We start from the raw sequence: 23,278 nt of genomic DNA on the forward strand, positions 1-23,278 counted from the left end.
TTCGCAGCCCCTTCCCCTTGCCTCACAAGGACAGATGCGCGTCGCGGATATCCGGGCGCGCGTCGAGCTCGGCCATGGTGCCGCCGAAACAGATCCGGCCGCGCTCGATGATGTAGGCGCGATCCGAAATCAGCCGCGCGAAATGCAGATTCTGCTCGGAGACGACGATGCTGACGCCTTCCTTCTTCATGGTCAGGATGGCATCGACCATCTGCTCCACGATCTTCGGCGACAGGCCCTCCGACGGCTCGTCCAGCAACACCAAGGACGGATTGCCCATCAGCGTGCGCGCGATGGTGAGCATCTGCTGCTCGCCGCCGCTCATGCGTCCGCCCGGGCGGTTCTTCATCTCGCCGAGGTTAGGAAACAGCGCGAACAGCTTTTCGCGTGTCCAGTGCGGCGCGTTCGGACGTTTCGGCTGGCGGCCGACTTCGAGGTTTTCCTCGACGGTCAGGTCCGTGAAGATGCGCCGCTCCTCCGGCACATAGCCGAGGCCATCGCGCACGATCTCGTGTGTCGGCTTCGACGAGACGTCCTTGCCCTCGAACGTGATGCGGCCGGAGCGCTGCGCGACGAGGCCGACGATCGAGCGGAACGTCGTCGACTTGCCGGCGCCGTTGCGTCCCAGCAGCGCCACCACCTCGCCCTCGCCGACCTCGAAGCCGATGTCGAACAGGATATGCGCCGGACCATAATGGCTGTTGAGGTCCTGCACCGTGAGCTTCATGAGGAGGCTCCCTCGCGGTGGCGGGCATCGTAGACCAGGCCCTCGCCGAGATAGACCGCCTGCACCTGGGGATTGCCGCGCACTTCCGCCGGCGAGCCCTCCGCGATCAACGTCCCGCGGTTGAGCACGAGGATGCGGTCGGCATGCTCGAACACCACGTCCATGTCGTGCTCAGTGAAGAGCACGCCGATGGATTTTTCCCGGGCAATGTGCGCGGTCAGCCGCATCAATTCGACGCGCTCGCGCGGTGCCATGCCGGCCGTCGGCTCGTCCATCAGCAGCAGCTTGGGCTGGTTGGCGAGCGCAACCGCAAGCTCGAGCCGCTTGAGATCGCCATAGGCAAGCTCGCCGCAGGGCCGGTCCGCATAACCGCTCATGCCGACCAGCTCGAGCAGGCGGCCGGCTTCAGTGCGGTCGAACTTCGGCGCCGAGCCGAACAGATTGAACAGCTGCTTGCCGTGCGAGATCAGCGCGACCTGCACGTTCTCGCGCACGGTCATGGTAGCGAAGGTCGCGGTGATCTGGAATGTGCGGCCAACGCCGAGCCGCCAGACCTCACGCGGCTTCCGGCCGGTGATCTCCTCGCCGAGCAGGCGAACGTGCCCGCTGTCAGGCATGTTCTGGCCGTTGAGCATGTCGAAGCAGGTGCTTTTGCCCGCGCCGTTCGGCCCGATCAGCGCCAGGATCTCGCCGGCCCGCAGCGAGAACGAAACGCCGCGCACAGCATGGATGCCGCCATAGGATTTGGTCAGGCCTTCGACCGCGAGAAGTGGAGGTGCAACGCTCATTCGGCAGACTCGATCGGCTTGGCGAGCAAGGGAGATCCCGGCGGCGATGCTTTCTTGCGGCGCTGCGCCAGCATCTCCAGCATGCCGACGATGCCCTTGGGGAAGACGACGACGATCAGCATGATGAAGCCGCCGAGCACGAGCTTCGACAGATCGGTCTGGCTCACCAGCCAGATGTTCAAAGCCTTGTAGACGATGGCGCCGATCACCGCGCCCGACACCGTCTCGACGCCGCCGAGCAGCACCATGACCAGCGCATCGACCGACAGCGAGATGCCGAGATTGTCGGGGAACACGCTGCCCTTGAGATAGGCGAACAGCGCACCGCCGATGCCGGCGGTCGTGCCGGCGATCACGAAGGCGGTCCACTGGATGCGCTTGGCATCGATGCCGATGGCTTCGCTGCGCAGACCTGAGTCACGCGTGGCACGAAGCGCGTAGCCGAACGGCGAGAACACCATGGCCCGCAGCGCGACGGTCACCAGCGCCGCGACGCCGAGTGAAAGCCAGTAGAAGCGCGACGGACTTGCCGCCCAGCTCGATGGCCAGAGGCCCAGAATGCCGTTATCGCCGCCGGTCACGTTCACCCACTGGAACGCGATTGACCACACGATCTGCGCGAAGGCGAGCGTCAGCATCGCGAAATAGACGCCGGAGAGCTGTACCGCGAAGAAGCCGAACACGGCCGCGCCCATGCAGCCGAGTAGCGGCCCGAGCAGCAGGCAGACGATCATCGGCAGTCCCGCCATCTTGGCGAGGAAGGCGATACCGTAGGCGCCGAGGCCGAAATAGGCGGCGTGGCCGAACGAGGCGAGGCCGCCGACCGACATCAGGAAGTGCAGGCTGACGGCGAAGATCACGAAGATCGCGATCTCCGAGGCCACGGTCAGCAGATAATTGCCCGCGAACAGCGGCAGCATCGCCGCGATGACGAGCGCTGCCAGCGAGGCCAGCCGCTCGTTCGACGTCAGCGGCCGCCACGGATTGACGGTGAGGCCCGGCGTCTTGCGCGCGGCCGCTTCCGGCCTGCCAAACAGGCCCCAGGGACGCACGATCAGCACCACCGCCATCACCAGGAAGACCAGGATGATGGAGATCTTCGGGAAGATCAGGATGCCGAAGGCATTCAGCTCGGAGACCAGCACCGCCGCGACGAAAGCGCCGACGATGCTGCCGAGGCCGCCGATCACCACCACGACGAAGACCTCGACGATGATGCGCAGATCCATGGCGTGGTGCACGGCATCGCGCGGGATCTGAAGCGCGCCGCCGAGCGCTGCGAGGAAAACGCCGACGGCGAACACGGATGTGAACAGCCATTTTTGATTGACGCCGAGGGCTGCCACCATGTCGCGGTCCTGCGTCGCGGCGCGCACCAAGACGCCCCAGCGCGTTCGCTGGAACAATAGCCAGAGAATTCCGAGCACGACGGGCCCGAGCACGATCAGGAACAGGTCGTAGCTCGGAATGTTCTGGCCGAAGAAATCGATGGCGCCCCTGAAGCCCGGCGCGCGGCGGCCGACGAGGTCGTCCGGCCCCCAGATCAGCACGACGAGATCCTCGACCATCAGGGTCAGGCCGAAGGTCGCGAGCAGCTGGAACAGCTCGGGCGCATGATAGATGCGGCGGAGCAGCACCATCTCGACGATGACGCCGATCACCGCCACTGCGAGCGCCGCGAGGAGGATGCCGCCCCAGAAGCCGAACGCGCCGGACAGGCGCTCGGTCAGCGTGAAGGCGATGTAGGCGCCGATCATGTAGAAGGCGCCATGCGCGAAGTTCACGATCCGGGTCACGCCGAAGATGATCGACAGGCCCGACGCCACCAGGAACAGCGACGCTGCGCTGGCGAGACCGGTCAGAAACTGTACGACGTAAAAGGCCATCTTCGGTCCGGGTTGAATGTTGCATGCCGTGGCACGCGGGTCTTGGTTCACCTCTCCCCGCTCTTGCGGGGAGAGGTCGGATCGCCTCCGGCGATGCGAAGCATCGTCCGGAGCGATCCGGGTGAGGGGCTCTCTCCACTAGCGCGGAGCGTGGAGAGAGCCCCTCACCCCAACCCTCTCCCCGCGAAGAGCGGGGAGAGGGAGAGATAGAACATGATCAATCCTTTGGACGCAGCTTCCCGACTTCGGCATCGCTCGGCAGATAGTCCGCGCCCTTCTTGTAGGACGAATCCACCATCACGCCCTTGCCGTCCTTCAGCGCGGTCTTGCCGACGAAGGCCCCGAGCGTCGACTGGTGGTCGATCTTGCGGAAGGTGATCTCGCCGAACGGCGACGGCATCGAGATCCCCTCGGCCGCTGCGATCAGCTTCTCCGGATCGGTCGAGCCCGCCTTGGCCAGGATCGCGGCGGCCGCCTTGATGGTCTGATAGCCGACGATCGAGCCGAGACGCGGATAGTCGTTGTACTTCGCCTGATACGCTTTCAGGAACGCATCATGCTCGGGAGTCTTGATCGAGTACCAGGGATAGCCGGTGACGATCCAGCCCTCCGGCGTCTCGTCCTTGAGCGGGTCGAGATATTCGGGCTCGCCGGTGAGGAAGGAGACGACCTCACGCCCCTTGAACAGGCCGCGGGTGTTGCCTTCGCGCACGAGCTTGACGAGATCGGCGCCGAACGTGACGTTGAGGATCGCTTCCGGGTTGGCGGCGGCAACCGCCTGCACCACCGGGCCGGCGTCGATCTTGCCCTGCGGCGGCCATTGCTCGTCGACCCACTGGATGTCCGGGCGCTTCTCCGACATCAGCTTCTTGAACACCGCGACCGCCGACTGGCCGTATTCGTAGTTCGGCGCGATCGTCGCCCAGCGTTTCGCCGGCAACTTGCTGGCGGCTTCCACCAGCATCGCCGCCTGCATGTAGTTGGAGGGACGCAGGCGGAAGGTGTACTTGTTGCCCTTGGACCAGGTGATGGCGTCCGTCAGCGGCTCGGCCGCGAGGAAGAATACCTTCTTCTGGTTGGCGAAGTCAGAGACCGCAAGACCGATGTTCGACAGGAACGTGCCTGCGAGCATCGCGACGCCCTCGCTCGAGACGAGTTCGTTGGCCGCGGTCTGCGCGTCCGCCGGCTTGCCGCCATCGTCCTTGGAGATGACGACGAGCTTCTTGCCGTTGATGCCGCCGGCCGCGTTGATTTCCTCGACCGCGAGCTGCCAGCCCTTGCGATAGGGCTCGGTGAATGCCGGCAGCAGCGAATAGCTGTTGATCTCGCCGATCTTGATGTCCTGCGCCAGGGCCGAATGAGCCATGCCGCCCGCCAGAAGCGCGAAGGCCGCGCCGACGATAGTCTTTCTTGCTCGCATCCCAACCTCCAGTTTGAACTCGCGTTACGACTTCTATCTACCTCAGACCGTCTTCGCCCTTGATCTCCGCAACCGTCAGCCCGCCGACGCGCGGCAGCGGACGGCCGCTGTCGGTGATGGCGACCGCGACCATGATCTCGTTGGCGCGCGGCGCATCGTTGATCTGCACTTCCATGCCGTCGAAATGGCTGCGCACGAAGGCCGCATCCTTGTGCCCGAGCGGAATGTCGAGCGTCGTGCCCGGGCCGCTGCGCTTCTTCGATGAGGGAATCAGCGCCGCACCCTTGCCCAGAACCTTGCGCACCGGCGCGCCCATCTTGGGGTGGAGGATTGCGGCGGCATGCTCCAGCTCGCCGTTCTCGCCGACCGCCGCCGCCTTGCCGTAGCTGTGCGCCTTGGCGCCATCGATCCCGAGCGCCGCCACCGCGCGCTTCGACAGGAGCTCGCCCAGCTCCTCGCCGATTGCGATCAGCGGCGAAAGATCCTCGACATATTTTCCGGCAAACGGATTCTCGATGACGGCAATCGCCGCCGCACGCCGGGTCGGCGGCGACACCTGCCGCCCCATCTCCATCTGCGTCTCTTCAACGACGGTGACGATCTTGCGGATGATCGCGCTCATGTTTCGCTTCCCTGTTCAGGCATGGACCGCGTTCTCCAGCACACGCGGGCGCGATCGTTGCTCTTCTATATCCTTTGTTCCGATGACAAGCATATCACCACAAAGCCGCAGCACGGCACCTTCGATCAGTCCGCGATCGAACAATTGCCGTGCACATTCCGCGCCAGATTCAAGAGCGGCTGCGATCTCATCGTGAGACAGCTCGCCGACACCGCGCGTCACAAGGCGTGCGCCGAGATCGCTGTCGGGCTGAAGCTCGTTCGCCGGCCTTCGGATGATTGCGGGATGCCCGGGCAGATCGACGGCGTTGGCGATCACGGTCGCGGCCGCATCGGCCTGCGAAGCGGTTGCCGCCAGCACGGTCACGGCATCGGCGATCCCGAGCGAAAAGCTGCGGCCGTGCCGGCCGCTGGTCGCGACGCCCCGCACCGGATCGTCCGCATCGATCCGCATCGCCCGCATCACGCCGTCGCGGTCGGGCCGGTCCATCAGGCCGACGGAAAAATGCTCGCCCTTGCCGAGATGCAGCGCGATGTCGCCGCCATTGTTGACGTAAACTCGATCGAGCACCGCAGCGCGCAGCATTGCGGCCAGAATTTCCTCCGCAACGCTGCCGGCAACGGCCGCCATCGGCGTGATGAAGCAATCGGCGGCATAAGGCGCGACAGCACCGTGCATGCGACGGGCGACGGCACCCTTTAGCGACGTGCGCCTCTCAGCGGCGGCGCGCAATTGCGGCAGCTCCGCGCAAAGCTCGTCGAGCAATCCAGTGAACCGCTGCGCCGCAGCCTCATAGGCCGCACGCACTGAATCCGGACGTCCCCTCGCCTCCACGATCAGATCGATCGGTCCATCCTGCAAATGCAGCCGCCGGCCATCAGACAGCCATGCGATTTGCGGGCGCCTGGTCATGTGCGAGGCCCCGGAAGCGGGTTCTGCCAGGGCAATTGGCGGACGTCGTCGCCGTTCTGCACCTCGGAGAGCGGCTTCACATAATCCATGTGTCCACCGAGCGCGGCGTAGTCGGACAGCTTCATGGTGAATTCGATCGGCGCGACCAGGGCCGGTGTCGGCACGTAGCCGAACGCGCCTGACGGCATCTGCGTCACATCGACCATGTAGGTGATGCCGCCGCCGGGCCAGACATAGACCGGCGCGCCGCCGCTGGTGACGCGCGTCAGCGCGTCCTTAACTGAGCGAGTCAAACGCACGGGATTGTCGGTGACGCCGGCGCGCAAGGAGCCGCCCGCTCCCGCCATGAACAACACCGTGCACAACGCCGGCTCGCAGTTTTCCTGGATACGCTCGACCGAGAACTTCAAGTCATCAGGCATCTCGGTCTCGACCGGCTTCAAGGCCTCGTCGAGCACGTAATAGGACGAATGCTCGCCGGTGGTGGAGACCATCAGCATGGTCAGGCCAGGCTTCGCTTCCTTGGCATCGAACGGGCCCAGGATCGACAAGGGATCGGAGATGTTGGTGCCGCCCCAGCCCGTGCCTGGATCGGCCACCTGGAAATAGCGGCCGGGCGTCGAGCGGCGGCCCTTCATCTTGATGCCGGTGTCGGCGATGTCGAGCAGCTTGCCCGCCTGATGCTCACTGAGGACGCCGGTGATGTGGTCGTCGACCACGACGACTTCATCGACCTTGCCATGCCATTGCTTGGCAAACATGCCGATCGTTGCCGAGCCGCAGCCGACGCGCATGCGCTCTTCCTTCACGCCGTTGACGATCGGCGGCTGGCCGGCCTGCACCACCACGGTGGCGCCGCCGTCGATGGTGAGCTCCACCGCCTTGCAATTGGCGAGGTCCATCAGCGTGTCACAGGTGACACGGCCCTCCTTCTTGGAACCGCCGGTCAGGTGATGCACGCCGCCGAGCGAGAGCATCTGCGAGCCGTATTCGCTTGTCGTGACGTGGCCGACCGCCTCGCCCTGCGCGCGCACGGTCGCGGTCTCCGGGCCGAGATAGCGGTCGGTGTCGATCTTCACCTTGATGCCGCAATAGGAGAAGATGCCCTCGGTGACAACGGTCACCATGTCGACGCCGTCGACCTCCGCGGAAACGATGAACGGCGCCGGCTTGTAGTCGGGATAGGTCGTGCCTGCGCCGATCGCCGTCACGAAAGTCGAGGGCTCATGGACGATCTTGCCGTCCCAGTCCTCGGTGCGGCTGAACGGGACGAGCTTGCCGCCGTGAGAGACGGTGCGCTCCAGGATGACGTGCGGATCGACGCGGACGAGCTTGCCGTCGTGATTGGCATAGCGATCGCAGGCCCCCGCCGCGCCGGGCTTGATGTAGCACATCACCGGACAAGCATCGCAGCGGATCTTGTCGATGACGGCGCTCGTCGTTTCTGTCACCATATCGGCGGACATCGCAGTTATCATTCGTATACGAACGATGTTGCGCGCGCTGCCCCGGGCCTGTCAAGCGGCGGTGCAGCGCAAAAGATGCCGCTGCCGCATAAAACCTCATTTGCCTATCCGCTCTGTCCACAAAGAAGGCAGCCGCGCTGCAGTGCGGCATGCACGGCTTGCACGTTTGTGTACAAACGGTATCGTCGCGGCACCGAATTTTCGCGATTGCATGATCTTGGATATCGTCTTGGGTTGGTCTTGGGCTTGGGAACGAGGATGACGCAGACACCGATCCGCCTCACCGTGAACGGCAGGATCCACGAGGTCACGGCAGCGCGGGACACGCCGCTGCTCTACGTGCTGCGCAATGATCTCGCGCTGAACGGCCCGAAATACGGCTGCGGCTTGGGGGAATGCGGCACCTGTACTGTCCTGATCGACGGACTGGCGGCACGCTCCTGCGTGATTCCGGTGAGCGGCTGCATCGGGCGCGACATCGTGACGCTCGAAGGTCTCGGCACAAGCGACAAGCCCGACGTCGTGCAGCAGGCCTTCATCGACGAGCAGGCCGCACAATGCGGCTATTGTCTCAACGGCATGATCATGACCACCAAGGCGTTGCTCGCGATCAACCCGCGGCCGACCGAGCAGGAGGCGCTGGCGGCGCTGCGCTACAATCTTTGCCGCTGCGGCACGCATGTCGAGATCCTGCGCGCGGTGATGCGCGCATCCGGCCAACTCACCGAGGCCGCAGATTGATGGCCTCCTTTGTTTCGAAAGGAGCTGAGCGCACGGGTTCGCTCGTCGTCGCGCGCAGCGTGGACGAGGTCACGTCGGAGACCTTCGTCCGGATCACCGCGGACGGTTCGGTCACGGCCTATAACGGCCATGTCGATCTCGGCACCGGCATCCGCACTGCGCTGGGCCAGATCGTCGCCGAAGAGCTCGATGTTTCTTTTGCCCGCGTCGTCGTCGTGCTCGGCGACACGGCATTGGTGCCGAACCAGGGCGCGACGATTGCGAGCGAAACCATCCAGATCACGGCCGTGCCGCTGCGGAAGGCGGCGGCGCAAGCGCGGCACTTTCTGATCGCGCGCGCGGTGGAACGCCTGGACTTGCCGGAAGCCGAGCTCAAGATCGAGGACGGACTCGTTCGCGGCCACAACAACCGCAGCATCAGCTATGGCGAGCTCATCGGCGACGAGGCGATCCGCCTCGAGCTGGCCGATGACGTGCGGGTCAAGCCGGTCGGCGATTACGCCATCGTCGGCCAGTCGGCGCCGCGCGTCGATCTACCTGCCAAAGCCACGGGCGAGCTGACTTTCGTGCACGACATTCGCGTACCCGGCATGCTGCACGGCCGCGTGGTGCGGCCGCCCTATGCTGGCGTCGATGCCGGACCGTTCGTCGGCACCAGCCTCATTGCGGTCGACGAATCCTCCGTGCGCGACATTCCCGGCCTTGTCGCCGTGGTGCGGATCGGCGATTTCGTCGGCGTCGTCGCCGAGCGCGAGGAGAATGCGATCCGTGCGGCAGAGCAGCTCAAGGTGAGCTGGAAGCCGACGCCGACGCTGACCGACCTCGCCGATGTCGAGACCGCCCTGCGCGCCAATCCATCGACGCCGCGCACGCTGATCGACAAGGGCGAGGTCGACAAGGCGATATCGGGCGCGGCCAGGCCGATGCAGCGCACTTACGTCTGGCCGTATCAGATGCACGCCTCGATCGGTCCCTCCTGCGCCGTCGCTGACTACAGGGACGGCAACATCCGGGTCTGGTCGGGCACGCAGAACCCGCACGTGCTGCGCGGCGACCTCGCGCTGCTGATCGAGCGCCCCGAGAGCGAGATCGAGGTGATCCGGCTGGAGGCCGCCGGCTGCTACGGCCGCAACTGCGCCGACGACGTCACCGCCGATGCGCTGCTGCTGTCGCGCGCCGTCGGCCGTCCGGTCCGCGTGCAGCTGACGCGCGAGCAGGAGCACGCCTGGGAGCCGAAAGGCACCGCGCAGCTCATCGACGTCAATGGCGGTCTCGACGCTGACGGCGGCATCGCCGCTTACGATCTCGCCACGCGCTATCCCTCGAATGCCGCGCCGACGCTGGCGCTGCTGCTGACCGGCCGCCTCTCGCCCGAACCCGCCGTGCTCCAGATGGGCGACCGCACCGCGATCCCGCCCTACGATTACGAGCACATGCGCGTCGTCGCGCACGACATGGCGCCGATCGTGCGGGCCTCCTGGTTTCGCGGCGTCTCGGCCCTGCCGAACACCTTTGCGCATGAATCCTATATCGACGAGGCCGCAACGGAAGCCGGCGTCGATCCCATCGAATATCGCCTTCGCTATCTGAAGGACCCGCGCGCGGTCGATCTGGTCAATGCGGTGGCCGAGCGCGCGGGCTGGACGCCGCGCGCCGCTCGCGAGGAGAAGGACGGCGAGGTCGTGCACGGGCGCGGCTTTGCCTATGCGCTCTACGTCCACAGCAAGTTTCCGGGCTATGGCGCGGCGTGGTCGGCGTGGGTTGCCGACGTCGCGGTGAACAAGACGACCGGCGACGTCAGCGTGACGCGCGTCGTCGCGGGCCAGGATTCCGGTTTGATGATCAACCCGGACGGCGTGCGCCACCAGATCCAGGGCAACGTCATCCAGTCCACCAGCCGCGCGCTGATGGAGGAGGTATCGTTCGAACGCGGCGCGGTGGCCGCGCGCGAATGGGGCGCCTATCCGATCATTCCATTCCCCGACGTGCCCAAGATCGACGTCCTGATGCTCCCGCGGCAAGACCAGCCGCCGCTCGGCGTCGGCGAGTCCGCCTCGGTGCCGAGCGCAGCGGCGATCGCGAATGCCATCTTCGATGCCACCGGCGTGCGCTTTCGCGAGCCGCCGTTCACGCCCGAGCGCATCCTCAGGGGATTGCACGGCGAAGCACCGCCGGCGTCACAGGCCCTGCCCGCGCCCGCAGCCCCGCCTCCGTCGCGCATCTGGGAAAATCCGTTCGCCAGGCGCGCCGGCATCTTCGCAACGATCGCAGCCGTCTGCACCGCCGCGATCGGCATCGGCGCTGCGCTGCTGCCCGGCCGCGCCATCGCCCCGATCACCCGGCCCGATGCTTCGGTCTATTCGGCGGCGACGATTGCGCGCGGCCAGCAGCTTGCAGCGCTGGGCAATTGCGCGGAGTGCCACACCGTCGTCGGCGGCGCACCAAATGCCGGTGGCCGCGCCTTGGAAACGCCGTTCGGGACGATCTACGCGACCAACATCACGCCCGACGTCGAGACCGGCATCGGCGCCTGGTCCTATCCCGCCTTCGAGCGCGCCATGCGCGATGGCCTGCATCGCGACGGACGCCAGCTCTATCCCGCCTTCCCTTACACGCATTTTGCAAAGACCAGCGATGCCGATCTGCAGGCGCTCTACGCTTACCTGATGGCGCAGCCTGCGGTCCGCGCGACGACGCCGGCGAATGCGCTCGCCTTCCCGTTCAATCTCCGCCCCCTGCTGGCGGGCTGGAACGCGCTGTTCCACCGAACGCGCGAATTCAAGCTCGACCCGTCAAAGTCCGAGGCTTGGAATCGCGGCGCCTATCTGGTCGAGAGCCTCGGCCATTGCAGCGGCTGCCATTCGCCGCGCAACGCGCTGGGCGCCGAGCAGCGCAACGCCTATCTCGCCGGCGGCTTTGCCGAAGGCTGGGAAGCGCCGGCGCTGACCTCGCTCTCGCACGCGCCGATCCCGTGGAGCGAGGATGAGCTCTACACTTATTTGCGCACCGGCCATTCGCAGTACCACGGCGTTGCCGCCGGCCCGATGGCGCCTGTTGTCCGGGACCTCAAGGCTCTGCCCGACCAGGACATCCGTGCGATGGCGGTCTATCTCAATTCGTTCAACGACACCGCGATCGACCAACAGGCGCAGGAGGCGCTCGCTGCTAGGCTCGAGCGCGCGACCCAGGTCACCGTCGCATCTTCGACCGGTGCGCGGCTCTACCAGGGCGCCTGTGCGGTGTGCCACGAGGTCGGCGGCCTGCCGCTGTTCGGCAGCCGCCCGTCGCTCGCGCTCAACAGCAATCTGCACAGCAGAACGGCTGACAATCTCGTGCAGGTGATCCTGCACGGCATCGCCGAGCCCGTGTCGAGCGATCTCGGCTACATGCCCGCGTTTGGGAACAGCATGAGCGACGCGCAGATCGAGGAGCTCGTCAGCTTCCTGCGCCGGCAGTTCGCACCTAGCAAGCCGGCCTGGACCGGCGTGCGCGAGACGATCGCAAAGGTGCGAAGTTCAACCCACTAACGTCATTCCGGGGCCCGAGCATAGCGAGGGAGCCCGGAATCCATACCCACCAGCTGGGGTTATGGATTCTCAGATGCGCAATTGCGCATCATAGCTCGCCGCTTCGCGTCGCCCCCGGAATGACACTGCGGCGAATACGCTACCCGTGCTTCACCTCCACCGGCGGCGTGCCGTGGGTGTGGAACGACTCGATCGTCTTCAAGCCCCAGGCCTGGCCCTTCTTCCGCTCCTCCTCCGTCCACACGATCGGCTTCCAGTCGGGCGCGAGGATGAGGCGTGCGCCGGCATTGGCGACCTCGACGCGGTTGCCGCCGGGCTCATAGACATAGAGGAAGAAGGTCTGCTGGATCGCGTGCTTGTGCGGCCCGGTCTCGATGTGCACGCCGTTCTCCAGGAAAATGTCGGCGGCGCGCAGAATTTCCTCGCGGCTGTCGAGCGCGTAGGTGACGTGGTGGAAGCGGCCCGGCACGCCGGAATGGTCGAGCGAATAGGCAAAGTCGTAGCTCTTGTTCGACATCGTCAGCCACATCGCCGCCTCACGGCCGTCGTTGAGCACGATCTGCTCGGTGAGGCGGCAGCCGAGATAGGTCTCGAAGAACTCGCGGTTGGCCTTGATGTCGACGGCGAGGCAGTTGAGGTGGTCGAGCCGGCGGACATTGACGCCGCGGGCGGGAAAGCGCTGCGCCTGGTTCTTCAGCGCAGGCTTGAGCTCGGGCGGCGCCTGATACCATTCGGTCTCGTAATAGAGCTCGACGATATGGCCATCGGGGTCGCGGCAGCGGAAGGTCGGCCCCTGCCCCATGTCGCCGTCGATCCAGCCGATGTCGAAGCCGGATCCCCTGAGCGCGGCGACGCGCCGCTCCAGCGCCTGCTGGCTGCGCGCACGCAGCGCCATGTGACCCATGCCCGAGGTCTTCGATGCCGTCAGCTTCAGCGAATAGCGCTCGTAATCGTCCCAGCCGCGCAAATAGACCGACTCACCCTTCTGTCCGCTGACCGTCATGCCCATGACGTCGACGAAGAACTTCAGGCTTTCGTCCGGCTTCGGTGTCAGCAGCTCCATGTGGCCGAGGTGGGCGAGATCGAGGATCGGTTCGGGCTGCATGGTTTCCTCCTGGAGCAGGCGCGGGGCAGTCTGGGCCCCCTATTTGTACTAATGTACAAATCATTAGGTCCCGTCAACAAAGCGCCGGAGACCCCGCTGCGATCGGCGCCTGACCGGCTCGGTGGCCGTCCTCCGGCTGAAAGTCGCAGCCTGCCTAATGCGCAGCCTGCCCGAATGGTAAACCCTTACTTAAGCGCCATCTCACTTGAAGGGTCCGGAATGCAGCATTTTCCCGGCGATTCCGCGCATTGGCCGGCGTTGGCGACAAGGCTCCGGACCGAATTACCGCGGATTTAACGGAGCCGGCGCGTCCGGCGTTTAACCGTTTGTGCAGCGACCGCCACGCATAGTCGGGCAAATCCCTTTGCTCTTGCCGGGTTCATTCATCGTGACATCCTTTGGACGCGTGATTTCGGTTCGCGGATCGCTCGCCCGGGTCGGGCTTCTGGCGGAAAGCCGGATGCCGATCTCGGAGGTGCGGGCCACCGTCGGGCGCTTCGTCAGTATCCGTTGCAGCAGCTCGGTCATCGTTGCGATGATCACGGAGGTCTCCTGCGAGAACCTGTCGAGCGCGGACAATTACATCGCCATCGCCTCGGTCGACCTGCTCGGCGAGATTCTCAACGCCGCGGACAAGGCCAAGTTTCAGCGCGGTGTCACCAACTATCCGACCATCGGCGATGCCGTCGACCTGATCACGAGCCAGGAGCTGCGCACGATCTACGCGCCGACCGGCTCGGACCAGATCAATGTCGGCTTCCTGCAGCAGGACCGCTCGGTCATCGCCTATGTCGACGTCGAAGAAATGCTGTCCAAGCATTTTGCCGTGCTGGGATCGACCGGCGTCGGTAAATCGACCGGTGTCTCGCTGCTTCTCAACGAGATCCTGAAGGCGCGGCCGAACCTGCGCATCTTCCTGCTCGACGTGCACAACGAATATGGCCGCTGCTTCGGCGATCGCGCGCTGGTGCTCAACCCGCGAAACCTGAAGCTGCCGTTCTGGCTGTTCAACTTCGAGGAAATCGTCGACGTGCTGTTCGGCGGCCGCGCCGGCGTGCCGGAAGAGCTCGACATCCTCGCCGAGGTGATCCCGCTCGCCAAGGGCGTCTACACCCAGTACCAGAACGCCGACCGCATCGGCCTCAAGCGCATCGATCCCAAGCAGATCGGCTACACCGTCGATACGCCGGTGCCCTATCGCCTGGTCGACCTGCTGTCGCTGATCGACGAGCGCATGGGCAAGCTCGAAAACCGCTCCTCGCGCATCATCTATCACAAGCTGATCTCGCGCATCGAGGCGGTGCGCAACGACCCGCGCTACGCCTTCATGTTCGACAACGCCAATGTCGGCGGCGACACCATGGCCGAGGTCATCAGCCATCTGTTCCGCCTGCCCGCCAACGGCAAGCCGATGACGGTGATGCAGCTCGCCGGCTTCCCGGCCGAGGTGATCGATTCCGTGGTCTCCGTGCTCTGCCGCATGGCCTTCGACTTCGGGCTGTGGAGCGACGGCGTCTCGCCGCTGCTGTTCGTCTGCGAGGAGGCGCACCGCTATGCCTCCGCCGACCGCAACATCGGCTTCGGCCCGACCCGCAAGGCGGTGTCGCGCATCGCCAAGGAAGGCCGCAAATACGGCGTCTATCTCGGCCTCATCACCCAGCGCCCGGCCGAGCTCGACGCCACCATCATCTCCCAGTGCAACACGCTGTTCACGATGCGCCTCGCCAACGACCGCGACCAGGCGCTGCTGCGCGCCGCGGTGTCGGACGCCGCCGCGAACCTGCTCTCCTTCGTGCCGTCGCTCGGCACTCGCGAGGTGCTGGCGTTCGGCGAAGGCGTGGCGCTGCCGACCCGCCTGCGCTTCAAGGAGGTGCCGCCGCACCAATTGCCGCGCGGCGAGGCCACCATCTCGAGCGTGCCCTCCGTCACCTCCGGGCACGACATGCATTTCGTCAGCGCCGTGCTGGAACGCTGGCGCGGCGCCACCTCGCAGCGCGACGTGCCGAACGACCCGGTGTTCTCGGCACCGCCGGCGAAGACGATGTCCAGCGTCGAAGCCCCGATGCTGCAGCCGTCGATGGGCCTCGACCCGGACCGCTTCTCGCTGCTGAAGAAGCCGCTGCGGTAGCACATCTCTCGTGTCCCGGACGCGCTGCAACGCCCTTAGCGTTGCTGCGCAGAGCCGGGACCCACGCCACACATACCGCGCTCTCGGAAACCTGGGCCCCGGCTCAGCAGCGCATCGCTGGAGAAGCGCTGCGCCGCGTCCGGGGCACGAGACCTTGCGACGCCTCTGGAGCGTCTCGCCCGCATCGACTATGGTTCCCGCCTAAAAGCCGGAACCCCAGCCCATGACCAAGACCACCGCGCAACGCTTTCCCGCCCCCGCTCTCGACACGCTGCCCGACGACATCCGCACGCGCCTCCTCGCCGTGCAGGAGAAGAGCGGCTTCGTGCCGAACGTGTTCCTGACTCTGGCCTATCGCCCCGACGAATTCCGCGCCTTCTTCGCCTATCACGACGCGCTGATGGAGAAGGACGGCGGCCTCACCAAGGCCGAGCGCGAGATGATCGTGGTGGCGACGTCGGCGGCCAACCAGTGCCAATATTGCGTGATCGCCCATGGCGCGATCCTGCGCATCCGCGCCAAGAACACTGTGATCGCCGACCAGGTCGCGATCAACTACCGCAAGGCCGACATCACGCCGCGGCAGAAGGCGATGCTCGATTTCGCCATGAAGGTCTCGGCAGACGCGCAGCGGATTTCCGAGGATGATTTCGTAGCGCTCGCGCCCCACGGCTTCAGCGACGATGACATCTGGGACATCGCCGCGATCTCCGCCTTCTTCGCGCTGTCGAACCGGCTGGCGAACTTCACGGGCATGCGGCCGAACGAGGAGTTCTATCTGATGGGCCGCCTGCCGAAGACATGATCGAGGCGCCATGACCGAGCTCGACTGGCCCGAAATCCTGCTGCGCCTCGGCACAGCGACGCTCGCCGGCGGCGCGATCGGCCTCAACCGCGACCTGCACGGCAAGCCGATCGGGCTGAAGACGCTCGGCATCGTCGGGCTTTCCACTGCGAGCGTGGTTTTGCTCGCATTGCAGCTCGCCGAACCGGCAAGGGTCGTCGACGCCGTCAGCCGTGTCATCCAGGGCATCCTCACCGGCATCGGCTTTCTCGGCGCCGGCGTCATCGTGCACCAAAGCACCGGGTTTCGCGTTCGAGGGCTCACCAGCGCCGCCTGCACTTTCCTTGCCGCCTGCCTCGGCATCGTCTGCGGCGCCGGACAATGGAAGATCGTCGTCGTCGCCCTGGCGCTGGCCTTCGTCCTGCTGACGATTGGCCGCCGCCTCGAGCGCCGGCTGCATCGCATGCTTGGCGGCAAGGACGAGGCGCATGAGGTCGAAGGCGCCCCGGAGGAGCAGCACCGATAGCAATCGGTTTGCCGTCAGCGCCGACGGCCTGCGCGGTGCCAGTAGAACGCCGCAAGCGCAACCGGCAGCGAAAGAGCCAGCCACGACAGGCCGTCCCAGATTCCATCTCCGACGAGCGCCAGACCGAGCCCCACGGCGCAGACCAAGCCGACCAGGAGCGGCGCCCGGAACACGTCCCACCCGCTTCTGGAGTGCCGGGCCAGGTTGGTAGCGTCCGCCTTGGACACGAAAGGGCGCATGGGATCAGACACCGACTGCCGCGGGCCGCTCTGTGCGCAGCGGCTTTCGGTCCGACGGCTTTCGCCTTGCCGCCCAGAGATAGATTCCGCTGACGAGAACGACGATCGCCATGATGTCGAGAAGCGCCCAGACGATCTTCAACGGAAGCCCGCCGTAATCGCCGAAATGCAGCGGACGCGAGACCTGAAGCGTCTTCAGATACCACGGCACCTCGGGCGCGACGATCGTCTTGCCGTCATTGGCGTCGACCAGCATCGGCTGGAGCATGCGCGCCGTGAAGGGCGTCGCTCCCTTGGTCCAGACCACGAGGTGCTGCGGGCTGCCGAAGCGCGCAGCGGTCGGCATCGTCACCGAGGTGACGAGGCGATCCGGAAATCTGGTGCGGACGAGCTCGACGGCGGCTTGAACCGAAGGGATCGGAGCCACCGGCTTGCCCAGATGAGGCGCCAGCAAGACGGGAATGAGCTGCGCCCGCCACAGGTCGAACAGCGGCGTCGCCAGTGTGTTGATCATGCCGGTGAGACCGACCACCAACGTCCACGTCAGCGTGACGATGCCGAGCAGATTATGGATGTCGAGCCATTTGACGCGCGGCGACGACCGCCGGCGGATCGTGCCGAAATCGAGCCGCCGCATGAACGGCCAATAGACCACGATACCGGAGATGATCGACACGGCGAACACCAGCCCCATCGTCCCGAGAAACAATTCGCCGGGGAGCCCTGCGAACATGTCCTTGTGGATCCGCAGCACGATATCCATGACGTCCTGATGCGGGGCTTCCTCGCCGAGCATTTCGGCCGTTCGCGCATCGAACGTCAGACGATGGAAGTTGCCCGGCGCCGGGACAGCGGTCGGAGAAACGGCCACAGTCACGAGTGGCTCGGTCTGCTTGAGATTGAGCAGCAGGACATACTGGCCGGGAAAGCGCGCCTGAGCCGCCGCGATCATCCGGTCGAGCGACAGACGCGGCGTTGCTTCCGGCATCGCGGGCGCCGCAATCTCGACCTCGAGCAGATCGTCGATCTCATCGTGAAAGACGAGCGGAAGCCCCGTCACGCACAGCATCAGCAGGAACAGCATGCACGCGAGCGAGGTCCAGGTGTGAATGCGGGACCACAGGCGGATCGTGCGGGCCTGAACCATGACGATCCTTACCAGCGATAGCTGACCGTGCCCGTGATGGTGCGCGGGCTGGTGTACTGGCAACCGCCACCTGTCGTGCAAGCGAGAGTGACGCGGTCGGCGATGTTCTTCACGTTCAACGCCAGGTTCACGCCCTTTGGCTGGCGGTAGTGCAGGCCGGCGTCGAACACGACGTAACCTTCGTTGACGATGGTGTTGGTGGTGTCGGCAAACGTCGGCCCGTTGTAGCGGACGCCGCCGCCAAGTCCCCAACCATCCCACGTGCCGCCCTGGACCGTGTAGTCGACATAGGCCGAAGCCATCTGGCGGGCCACCAGCGTCGGCATCTTGCCGAGGTCGGCGGCCGTGCTGGTTTGCGTCACCTTCACATCCTGATTGGTATAGGTCGCCACGAGGTTCAGTCCGGGCATGACCTGCGCCAGCGTCTCGAACTCGATGCCGCGCGAATTCACCTCGCCGAGCTGGACCGAGAAACCGGCACGCCCTGGTGTCGGATCCGCCGTGAGTGAATTCTGCCGTGTCAGATCATAGAGCGCCAACGTCATCAGCAGGGTCCGCGAGGGCTGGTACTTCACACCGACCTCGTGCTGCTGCGCCGTCGTCGGCTTGAACGGGTTGCCCGCAAAGTCCGTGTTCGGCGTCGGCAAGAACGATTCCGAATAGCTGTAATAGGGCGCCACGCCAGAATCGAACACGTAGGAGACCGCACCGCGCTTGGTGAAGGCCGTGTCCCTTGTGTCGGTCGTCTTGCCGGCCGTGTTGCTGGTCGCCAAGGTGTAGGTGTTCTGTTCCGAGGCATCGTATCGGCCGCCCAATGTAAAGATCCAGTTCTGAAGCTTCATCTGGTCCTGCACATAGACGCCGACCTGATCGATTCTCTGGTTCGCCGAGGGGGTGGTGAGCGCAGTCGGAACGGTGATGGCCTGGTCGTAGACCGGATTGATCCTGCTGAGCGACGGCGCAGCTCCTGAATAGGTCCGGTCCGTCATGTTGAACGTCAGATAGTCGACGCCGGAGACCACCGTGTGCTGAAGCGGCCCCGTGCCGAACTTGCTGATCAGGTGGTTGTCGGTCGACAGGGTGTCGACTTGCTCCTGGATGCGCATCGCGCGACGCGGAAAGATCGTGGTCGTATCGAGCGGAGTTCCGACGAACGTCAGATAGCGATAGTCGAGCTCGGTGTGGCCGTAGCGAGCCTTCGATTCGAAGATCAGATCGTTGCTGAAGCGATGTTCGAACTGGTAGCCGACACGCTCCTGCTCCTGGTCGAACTTGTTGTAGCTGGGATCACCAAGGAAGATCGGCAGCGCGGTGAGGCCAGTGACCTTGGTGCCGCTCAGATGCGCCATCGACAGTGGAAACGCATTGCCGGTCACATCGTGAGTGTAGTCGGCAAGAATGGTCAGCGTCGTGTCGTTGGTCGGCTTCCAGGTCACGGCCGGCGCGATGTAGGTCCGATTGTCCTTCACGAAGTTGGAGAAATTGGCGATCTGCGCATCGGAATCCCGGAACACACCGGTCAACCGATAGAGCAGCGTCCCATCCTTGGTCGCGGGCCCGCCGAAATCGAAGGCGCCCTGAAATCGATCGTAGTTGCCGAACTGGCCGACGATCTCGCCAAAGGCCTTATCGGGCGGCCGCTTGCTGATGACGTCGACGAGACCGCCCGGCGCCCCCTGCCCGTACATGACGGAGCTCGGACCCTTGATGACGTCGATGCGCTCGAAGCCGTAGGGCTCGTTGCGGAACAGCGACAAGAAGGCGGGATCGCCGACCTCGCGAAGTCCATCGCGATAGGCGCCATAGCCGTTGTTGTCGAAGCCGCGGATGTAGACGTTGTCGAAGCGGGGATCCTTGCCGCCGGGCTGGATGGCGAGACCTGCGACATACTGCAACCCCTCGACCAGCGTCGTGACCGAGCGCGCATCGAGCTGGTCGCGGCTCACGACGGAGACGGATTGCGGTGTCTCCAGGATCGGTACGTCGGACTTCATCGCAGCCGAGCTGACGACGGGCACGAAACCCCGCACCGGATCGGTACCGCGTTCCGCTGCAGCGGCGACCGGCTGGGGAGCCCCTTGGACTGCCTGTCCTGCCGCGCGCGATCGCGTCTGGCGGGCGCTCGCAGATCGCGAGCTGCGCGGTGTGGTGACCTGGCGCTTGGTCGGGCGGCTTTGTTCGACTACGACGGGCGGAAGGACCGATGCCCCGCTCGCGCTCTGGGCCTGCGCGTCTTGGCCGAAGGCGATGGCGGAAGGAAGCGCGACAAGACCACACAGCATCGACACGCGCCCGCGCTTCGTTGCGCGTGCGTCAAACACCAATTCCAGCATTCCCAGTCCCCGAACTTGCGGGACCGACCATGCAGAGACTCCGAACGCACAATCAAAGTCTTTTGGGCGTTCGTGTCGTAGAATCTATGTAGACTGGATCCGTTCTAATGAAATGCCGTCGGCATCTCGCACGCGTCTTCCGCGGCCTGCACGAATTCCGGATGCAGACTCATCGCGCTCGGCGCATGGCCGAGCTGCCGCAGCACGATCTAGAATCGCAATCGCCGGCCCCAAAACGGCTTCAGCAGTTCGAGCGCCGTGAGCACCAATAGTCCCGCGCCGAGCGTGATCATCAGATCGTCCAGATGCATCGGACCGAAGCGAAACAGACCGGACGCCGGCGGCCAGAACAAGGCTGCGGCGAGAACGACCGCAATCGAGAGGAATATCCAGAGCAATGCCGCGTTCGGACGGAAGAAGGCGGAAAAGAACGATGCGCTGAAGGATCGGTTGACCAGCACCAGCGCGAGGATGCAGACGACGAGCGCAATGAATGCGAGGGTGCGAGCCTCGTCGGGCGGTAGGCCGGAACGAAGCGCTGCGACGAAAATCACCGCGATCAAGGCGAAGGCCATCGCGCCCTGCAGAACGCTCCAGGCGATCAGGGACCACGAGAACAGCTCCGCATCGGCACGCCGCGGCGGACGCTTCATGACGTCGCGCTCCTCCCGCTCGGCTTCGAACACCAGCGAGCAGACGGGATCGATGATCAGCTCCAGAAAGGCGATGTGAACCGGGCCGAGCACCAGCGGCAGCCCGAACACGAGGGGAAACAACGCAAGACCCGCGATCGGCACGTGGACGGCAAAGATGAAGGCCATGGCCTTGCGCAGATTGTCGTAGATCCGGCGTCCGAGGCGAATGGATGCGACGATGGAGCTGAAATCATCGTCGAGCAGGACGATCGAGGATGCCTCACGCGCGACGTCGGTGCCGCGGCCACCCATCGCGATTCCGATATGGGCGGCCTTCAGCGGCGGCGCGTCGTTGACGCCGTCGCCGGTCATCGCAACGATCTCGCCGCTGCGCTTCAGCGCCTGGACGATCCGCAGCTTCTGCTCCGGCAGAACCCGCGCGAAGACGTTCGCCTTGCTGACGCGGGCCTCGAGCTCGCTGTCGTCCGCGAGCTTGACCTGCTCCCCGGTCGCGACCTCGTTGACGTCGAGTCCGGCCTGCGCGGCGATCGCCATGGCGGTCGCCGGATAGTCGCCCGTGATCATGACGACGCGGATGCCGGCCGACCGGCACTCGCGAACCGCCTCCGGAACATGAGGCCGCAGCGGATCGGCAAGTCCGAGCAGGCCGACGAAGCGAAATACGAAAGCCTCCTGGGATGCCGGCAGAGAACCGTGAGCGCACGCGGCAACCGCTACCCCCAGCACGCGGAGCCCGTCCTTCGCCATGGCCCCGACGGCAGCTTGCACGGCCTGTCGATCGGCCTCTTTCAGCCTGCACAGGCGCGCAATCGCTTCCGGCGCGCCCTTGGCGCATGCGATGAGGTCCGCCGCTGCGGATGTCCGCCAAACCTGGGTCATGGCGAGCAGCTCGGGGCGCAGACCATAGGTGCGCACCAGCGTCCGCTCGCCATCCATCGCGTCTCCGTCCCGCAGCACACCACGCGCGAACGCATGCAGCGCCTTCTCCATCGGATCGAACGGCTCCGGAGAGCTTGCCAGCGCCCCGCAGCGCGCCAGCTCTGCGAATTCGGGCCCGACATGATCCTGTCGGTGCGCCTCCGCACGCAGGCGCGCGCCGTCAAGCAGCCGCAGCTCGGCGACCGACATCTGGTTCTGCGTCAGCGTTCCGGTCTTGTCGGTGCACAGGACCGTCGCCGAGCCGAGGACCTCGATGGCGGCGGCTCGCCGCGTCAGGACGCGGGCCTGCGAGATCCGCCACGCGCCCATGGCCATGAACACCGTGAGCACGACGCCGAATTCCTCCGGAAGCATCGACATGCCGATGGCAACGCCTGCCAGCAGCGCCTGCAGCCAATCGCCGCGCGAGACGCCGTAGAGCACGATCGCGGCCAGGCTGATGATGGCGCCGCCGAGAAAGCAAAGCCGCACCAGCCTTGCGGTCTGTTGCTGAAGCCGCGGCGGCTCGGCCTGCAGGCCGCGAAGCGACAGCCCGATCTTGCCGATCTCGCTGCGCGGTCCGGTGGCCTCGACCAGCGCCAGCCCCTCGCCGCGCACGACGAGCGAACCGGAATAGACGAATGGCTGATCCTCGCCGCCGGGCCGGTGAGCGGCCGTCGTAATCTTGTCGGCGGTCTTCTTGCGGACGGGCACCGACTCGCCGGTCAGCAAGGACTCGTCGATCTGCAGGTCCCGCGCTTCGACGAGCGCGGCGTCGGCGGGGACGCGATCGCCTTCACCCAGGACGAGAAGGTCGCCCTGCACGACCTCGCGGCCGGCAATTCGCCGGCGCGCACCGTCGCGCACCACCAGCGCCCGCGGGCTGGTCAGGTCGCGCAAGGCTTCCAGCACCCGCTCGGTCCGGGTCTCCTGCACCACCGTGATCACGATGGACATCGCCCCGAATGCCAGCAGGATCAGCGCCTCCTTGAGATCGCCGAGCACGAGATAGATCAGCCCGCCGCAAAGCAGCAGCAGGAGCATCGGCTCGCGCAGCACTTCCACCACGATGCGCAGCGGACTGCGTCGTTCCGGCCGGGGCAGTTCGTTGGGGCCGTCTGCCGCGAGCCTCGCCCGGGCCTTGGTCTCGCTCAGACCGACCGCACCTTCGCGTTGCGCCTCGCTCACGATTTCCGCCGCAGGCTCCAGAAGCTGCCGGCTCCGACGATTGCAGTGGCGAGCAGGACGGCAACGAAGGTCTGGATGATGGTGAAGTTCAGCGCGTCACGCGCGACGAACAGCGCCGTGATCGCGCCGGCGAGGACAAAGAGAATGCGAAAGATGACGCTCATG

At 65.5% G+C, this 23,278-nt stretch carries 17 protein-coding genes; 5 read left to right on the forward strand and 12 right to left on the reverse strand.

Translation table 11 applies throughout. The features are described from left to right. Positions 1-22: 22 nt before the first annotated feature. The 7 genes from AC24YW_RS02840 to AC24YW_RS02870 all read right to left on the reverse strand — a co-directional run bounded on the left by AC24YW_RS02840 (position 23) and on the right by AC24YW_RS02870 (position 7,809). Positions 23-727 carry an ABC transporter ATP-binding protein gene (locus tag AC24YW_RS02840; RefSeq protein WP_036022338.1) on the reverse strand — a complete coding sequence of 235 codons (705 nt, stop codon included), beginning with the start codon at positions 725-727 and terminating at the stop codon, positions 23-25. Further along, positions 724-1,515: an ABC transporter ATP-binding protein gene (locus AC24YW_RS02845; RefSeq protein WP_487481271.1), complete on the reverse strand. Its 792-nt coding sequence runs from the start codon at positions 1,513-1,515 to the stop codon at positions 724-726. The genes AC24YW_RS02840 and AC24YW_RS02845 overlap by 4 nt, the downstream gene beginning before the upstream one ends. Next, on the reverse strand, positions 1,512-3,401 hold the full coding sequence (locus tag AC24YW_RS02850; RefSeq protein WP_487481272.1) for an ABC transporter permease: 1,890 nt from the start codon (positions 3,399-3,401) through the stop codon (positions 1,512-1,514). Before AC24YW_RS02850 ends, AC24YW_RS02845 begins: the two co-directional genes overlap by 4 nt. A gap of 217 nt (positions 3,402-3,618) precedes the next feature. Continuing rightward, positions 3,619-4,821 (reverse strand): ABC transporter substrate-binding protein, encoded by a 1,203-nt coding sequence (locus AC24YW_RS02855; protein ID WP_487481273.1) that lies wholly within the window; start codon positions 4,819-4,821, stop codon positions 3,619-3,621. Between the two features lie 37 nt (positions 4,822-4,858). Next, positions 4,859-5,443, reverse strand: coding sequence for an amino acid synthesis family protein (locus tag AC24YW_RS02860; protein WP_487481274.1), 585 nt, complete (start codon positions 5,441-5,443; stop codon positions 4,859-4,861). A gap of 15 nt (positions 5,444-5,458) precedes the next feature. Beyond that, positions 5,459-6,355 carry a UPF0280 family protein gene (locus AC24YW_RS02865; protein ID WP_487481275.1) on the reverse strand — a complete coding sequence of 299 codons (897 nt, stop codon included), beginning with the start codon at positions 6,353-6,355 and terminating at the stop codon, positions 5,459-5,461. Next, entirely contained in the window at positions 6,352-7,809 is a 1,458-nt protein-coding gene (locus AC24YW_RS02870; protein WP_487481847.1) for a 6-hydroxynicotinate reductase, read from the reverse strand. Before AC24YW_RS02870 ends, AC24YW_RS02865 begins: the two co-directional genes overlap by 4 nt. Positions 7,810-8,079: 270 nt before the next feature. Here AC24YW_RS02870 and AC24YW_RS02875 point away from each other — a divergent pair, with 270 nt between their 5' ends. Then, positions 8,080-8,562, forward strand: a complete 483-nt coding sequence (locus AC24YW_RS02875; protein ID WP_487481276.1) for a (2Fe-2S)-binding protein — start codon at positions 8,080-8,082, stop codon at positions 8,560-8,562. Beyond that, positions 8,562-12,089 (forward strand): molybdopterin cofactor-binding domain-containing protein, encoded by a 3,528-nt coding sequence (locus tag AC24YW_RS02880; RefSeq protein ID WP_487481277.1) that lies wholly within the window; start codon positions 8,562-8,564, stop codon positions 12,087-12,089. The genes AC24YW_RS02875 and AC24YW_RS02880 overlap by 1 nt, the downstream gene beginning before the upstream one ends. Positions 12,090-12,228: 139 nt before the next feature. Here the strand turns inward: AC24YW_RS02880 and AC24YW_RS02885 are convergent, their stop codons facing one another. Then, positions 12,229-13,194 carry a catechol 2,3-dioxygenase gene (locus AC24YW_RS02885; RefSeq protein ID WP_487481278.1) on the reverse strand — a complete coding sequence of 322 codons (966 nt, stop codon included), beginning with the start codon at positions 13,192-13,194 and terminating at the stop codon, positions 12,229-12,231. A 388-nt stretch (positions 13,195-13,582) separates the two neighbouring features. Between AC24YW_RS02885 and AC24YW_RS02890 the strand changes: the two genes are divergently transcribed. The 3 genes from AC24YW_RS02890 to AC24YW_RS02900 all read left to right on the forward strand — a co-directional run bounded on the left by AC24YW_RS02890 (position 13,583) and on the right by AC24YW_RS02900 (position 16,632). After that, positions 13,583-15,322, forward strand: a complete 1,740-nt coding sequence (locus AC24YW_RS02890; RefSeq protein WP_487481279.1) for an ATP-binding protein — start codon at positions 13,583-13,585, stop codon at positions 15,320-15,322. A 223-nt stretch (positions 15,323-15,545) separates the two neighbouring features. Next, positions 15,546-16,127, forward strand: coding sequence for a peroxidase-related enzyme (locus tag AC24YW_RS02895; protein ID WP_487481280.1), 582 nt, complete (start codon positions 15,546-15,548; stop codon positions 16,125-16,127). A gap of 10 nt (positions 16,128-16,137) precedes the next feature. Next, positions 16,138-16,632 carry an MgtC/SapB family protein gene (locus AC24YW_RS02900; protein WP_487481281.1) on the forward strand — a complete coding sequence of 165 codons (495 nt, stop codon included), beginning with the start codon at positions 16,138-16,140 and terminating at the stop codon, positions 16,630-16,632. Positions 16,633-16,875: 243 nt separating this feature from the next. Here the strand turns inward: AC24YW_RS02900 and AC24YW_RS02905 are convergent, their stop codons facing one another. From AC24YW_RS02905 to AC24YW_RS02920, 4 genes are all read right to left on the reverse strand, one after another. Further along, positions 16,876-18,018, reverse strand: a complete 1,143-nt coding sequence (locus AC24YW_RS02905; RefSeq protein WP_487481282.1) for a PepSY-associated TM helix domain-containing protein — start codon at positions 18,016-18,018, stop codon at positions 16,876-16,878. An 8-nt stretch (positions 18,019-18,026) separates the two neighbouring features. Next, positions 18,027-20,036: a TonB-dependent siderophore receptor gene (locus AC24YW_RS02910; protein WP_487481283.1), complete on the reverse strand. Its 2,010-nt coding sequence runs from the start codon at positions 20,034-20,036 to the stop codon at positions 18,027-18,029. Positions 20,037-20,560: 524 nt separating this feature from the next. Further along, positions 20,561-23,113 (reverse strand): cation-translocating P-type ATPase, encoded by a 2,553-nt coding sequence (locus AC24YW_RS02915; protein WP_487481284.1) that lies wholly within the window; start codon positions 23,111-23,113, stop codon positions 20,561-20,563. Then, positions 23,110-23,277, reverse strand: a complete 168-nt coding sequence (locus tag AC24YW_RS02920) for a hypothetical protein (protein ID WP_271503424.1) — start codon at positions 23,275-23,277, stop codon at positions 23,110-23,112. The genes AC24YW_RS02915 and AC24YW_RS02920 overlap by 4 nt, the downstream gene beginning before the upstream one ends. Position 23,278 lies beyond the last annotated feature (1 nt).

The organism is Bradyrhizobium sp. USDA3516, from assembly GCF_057651995.1.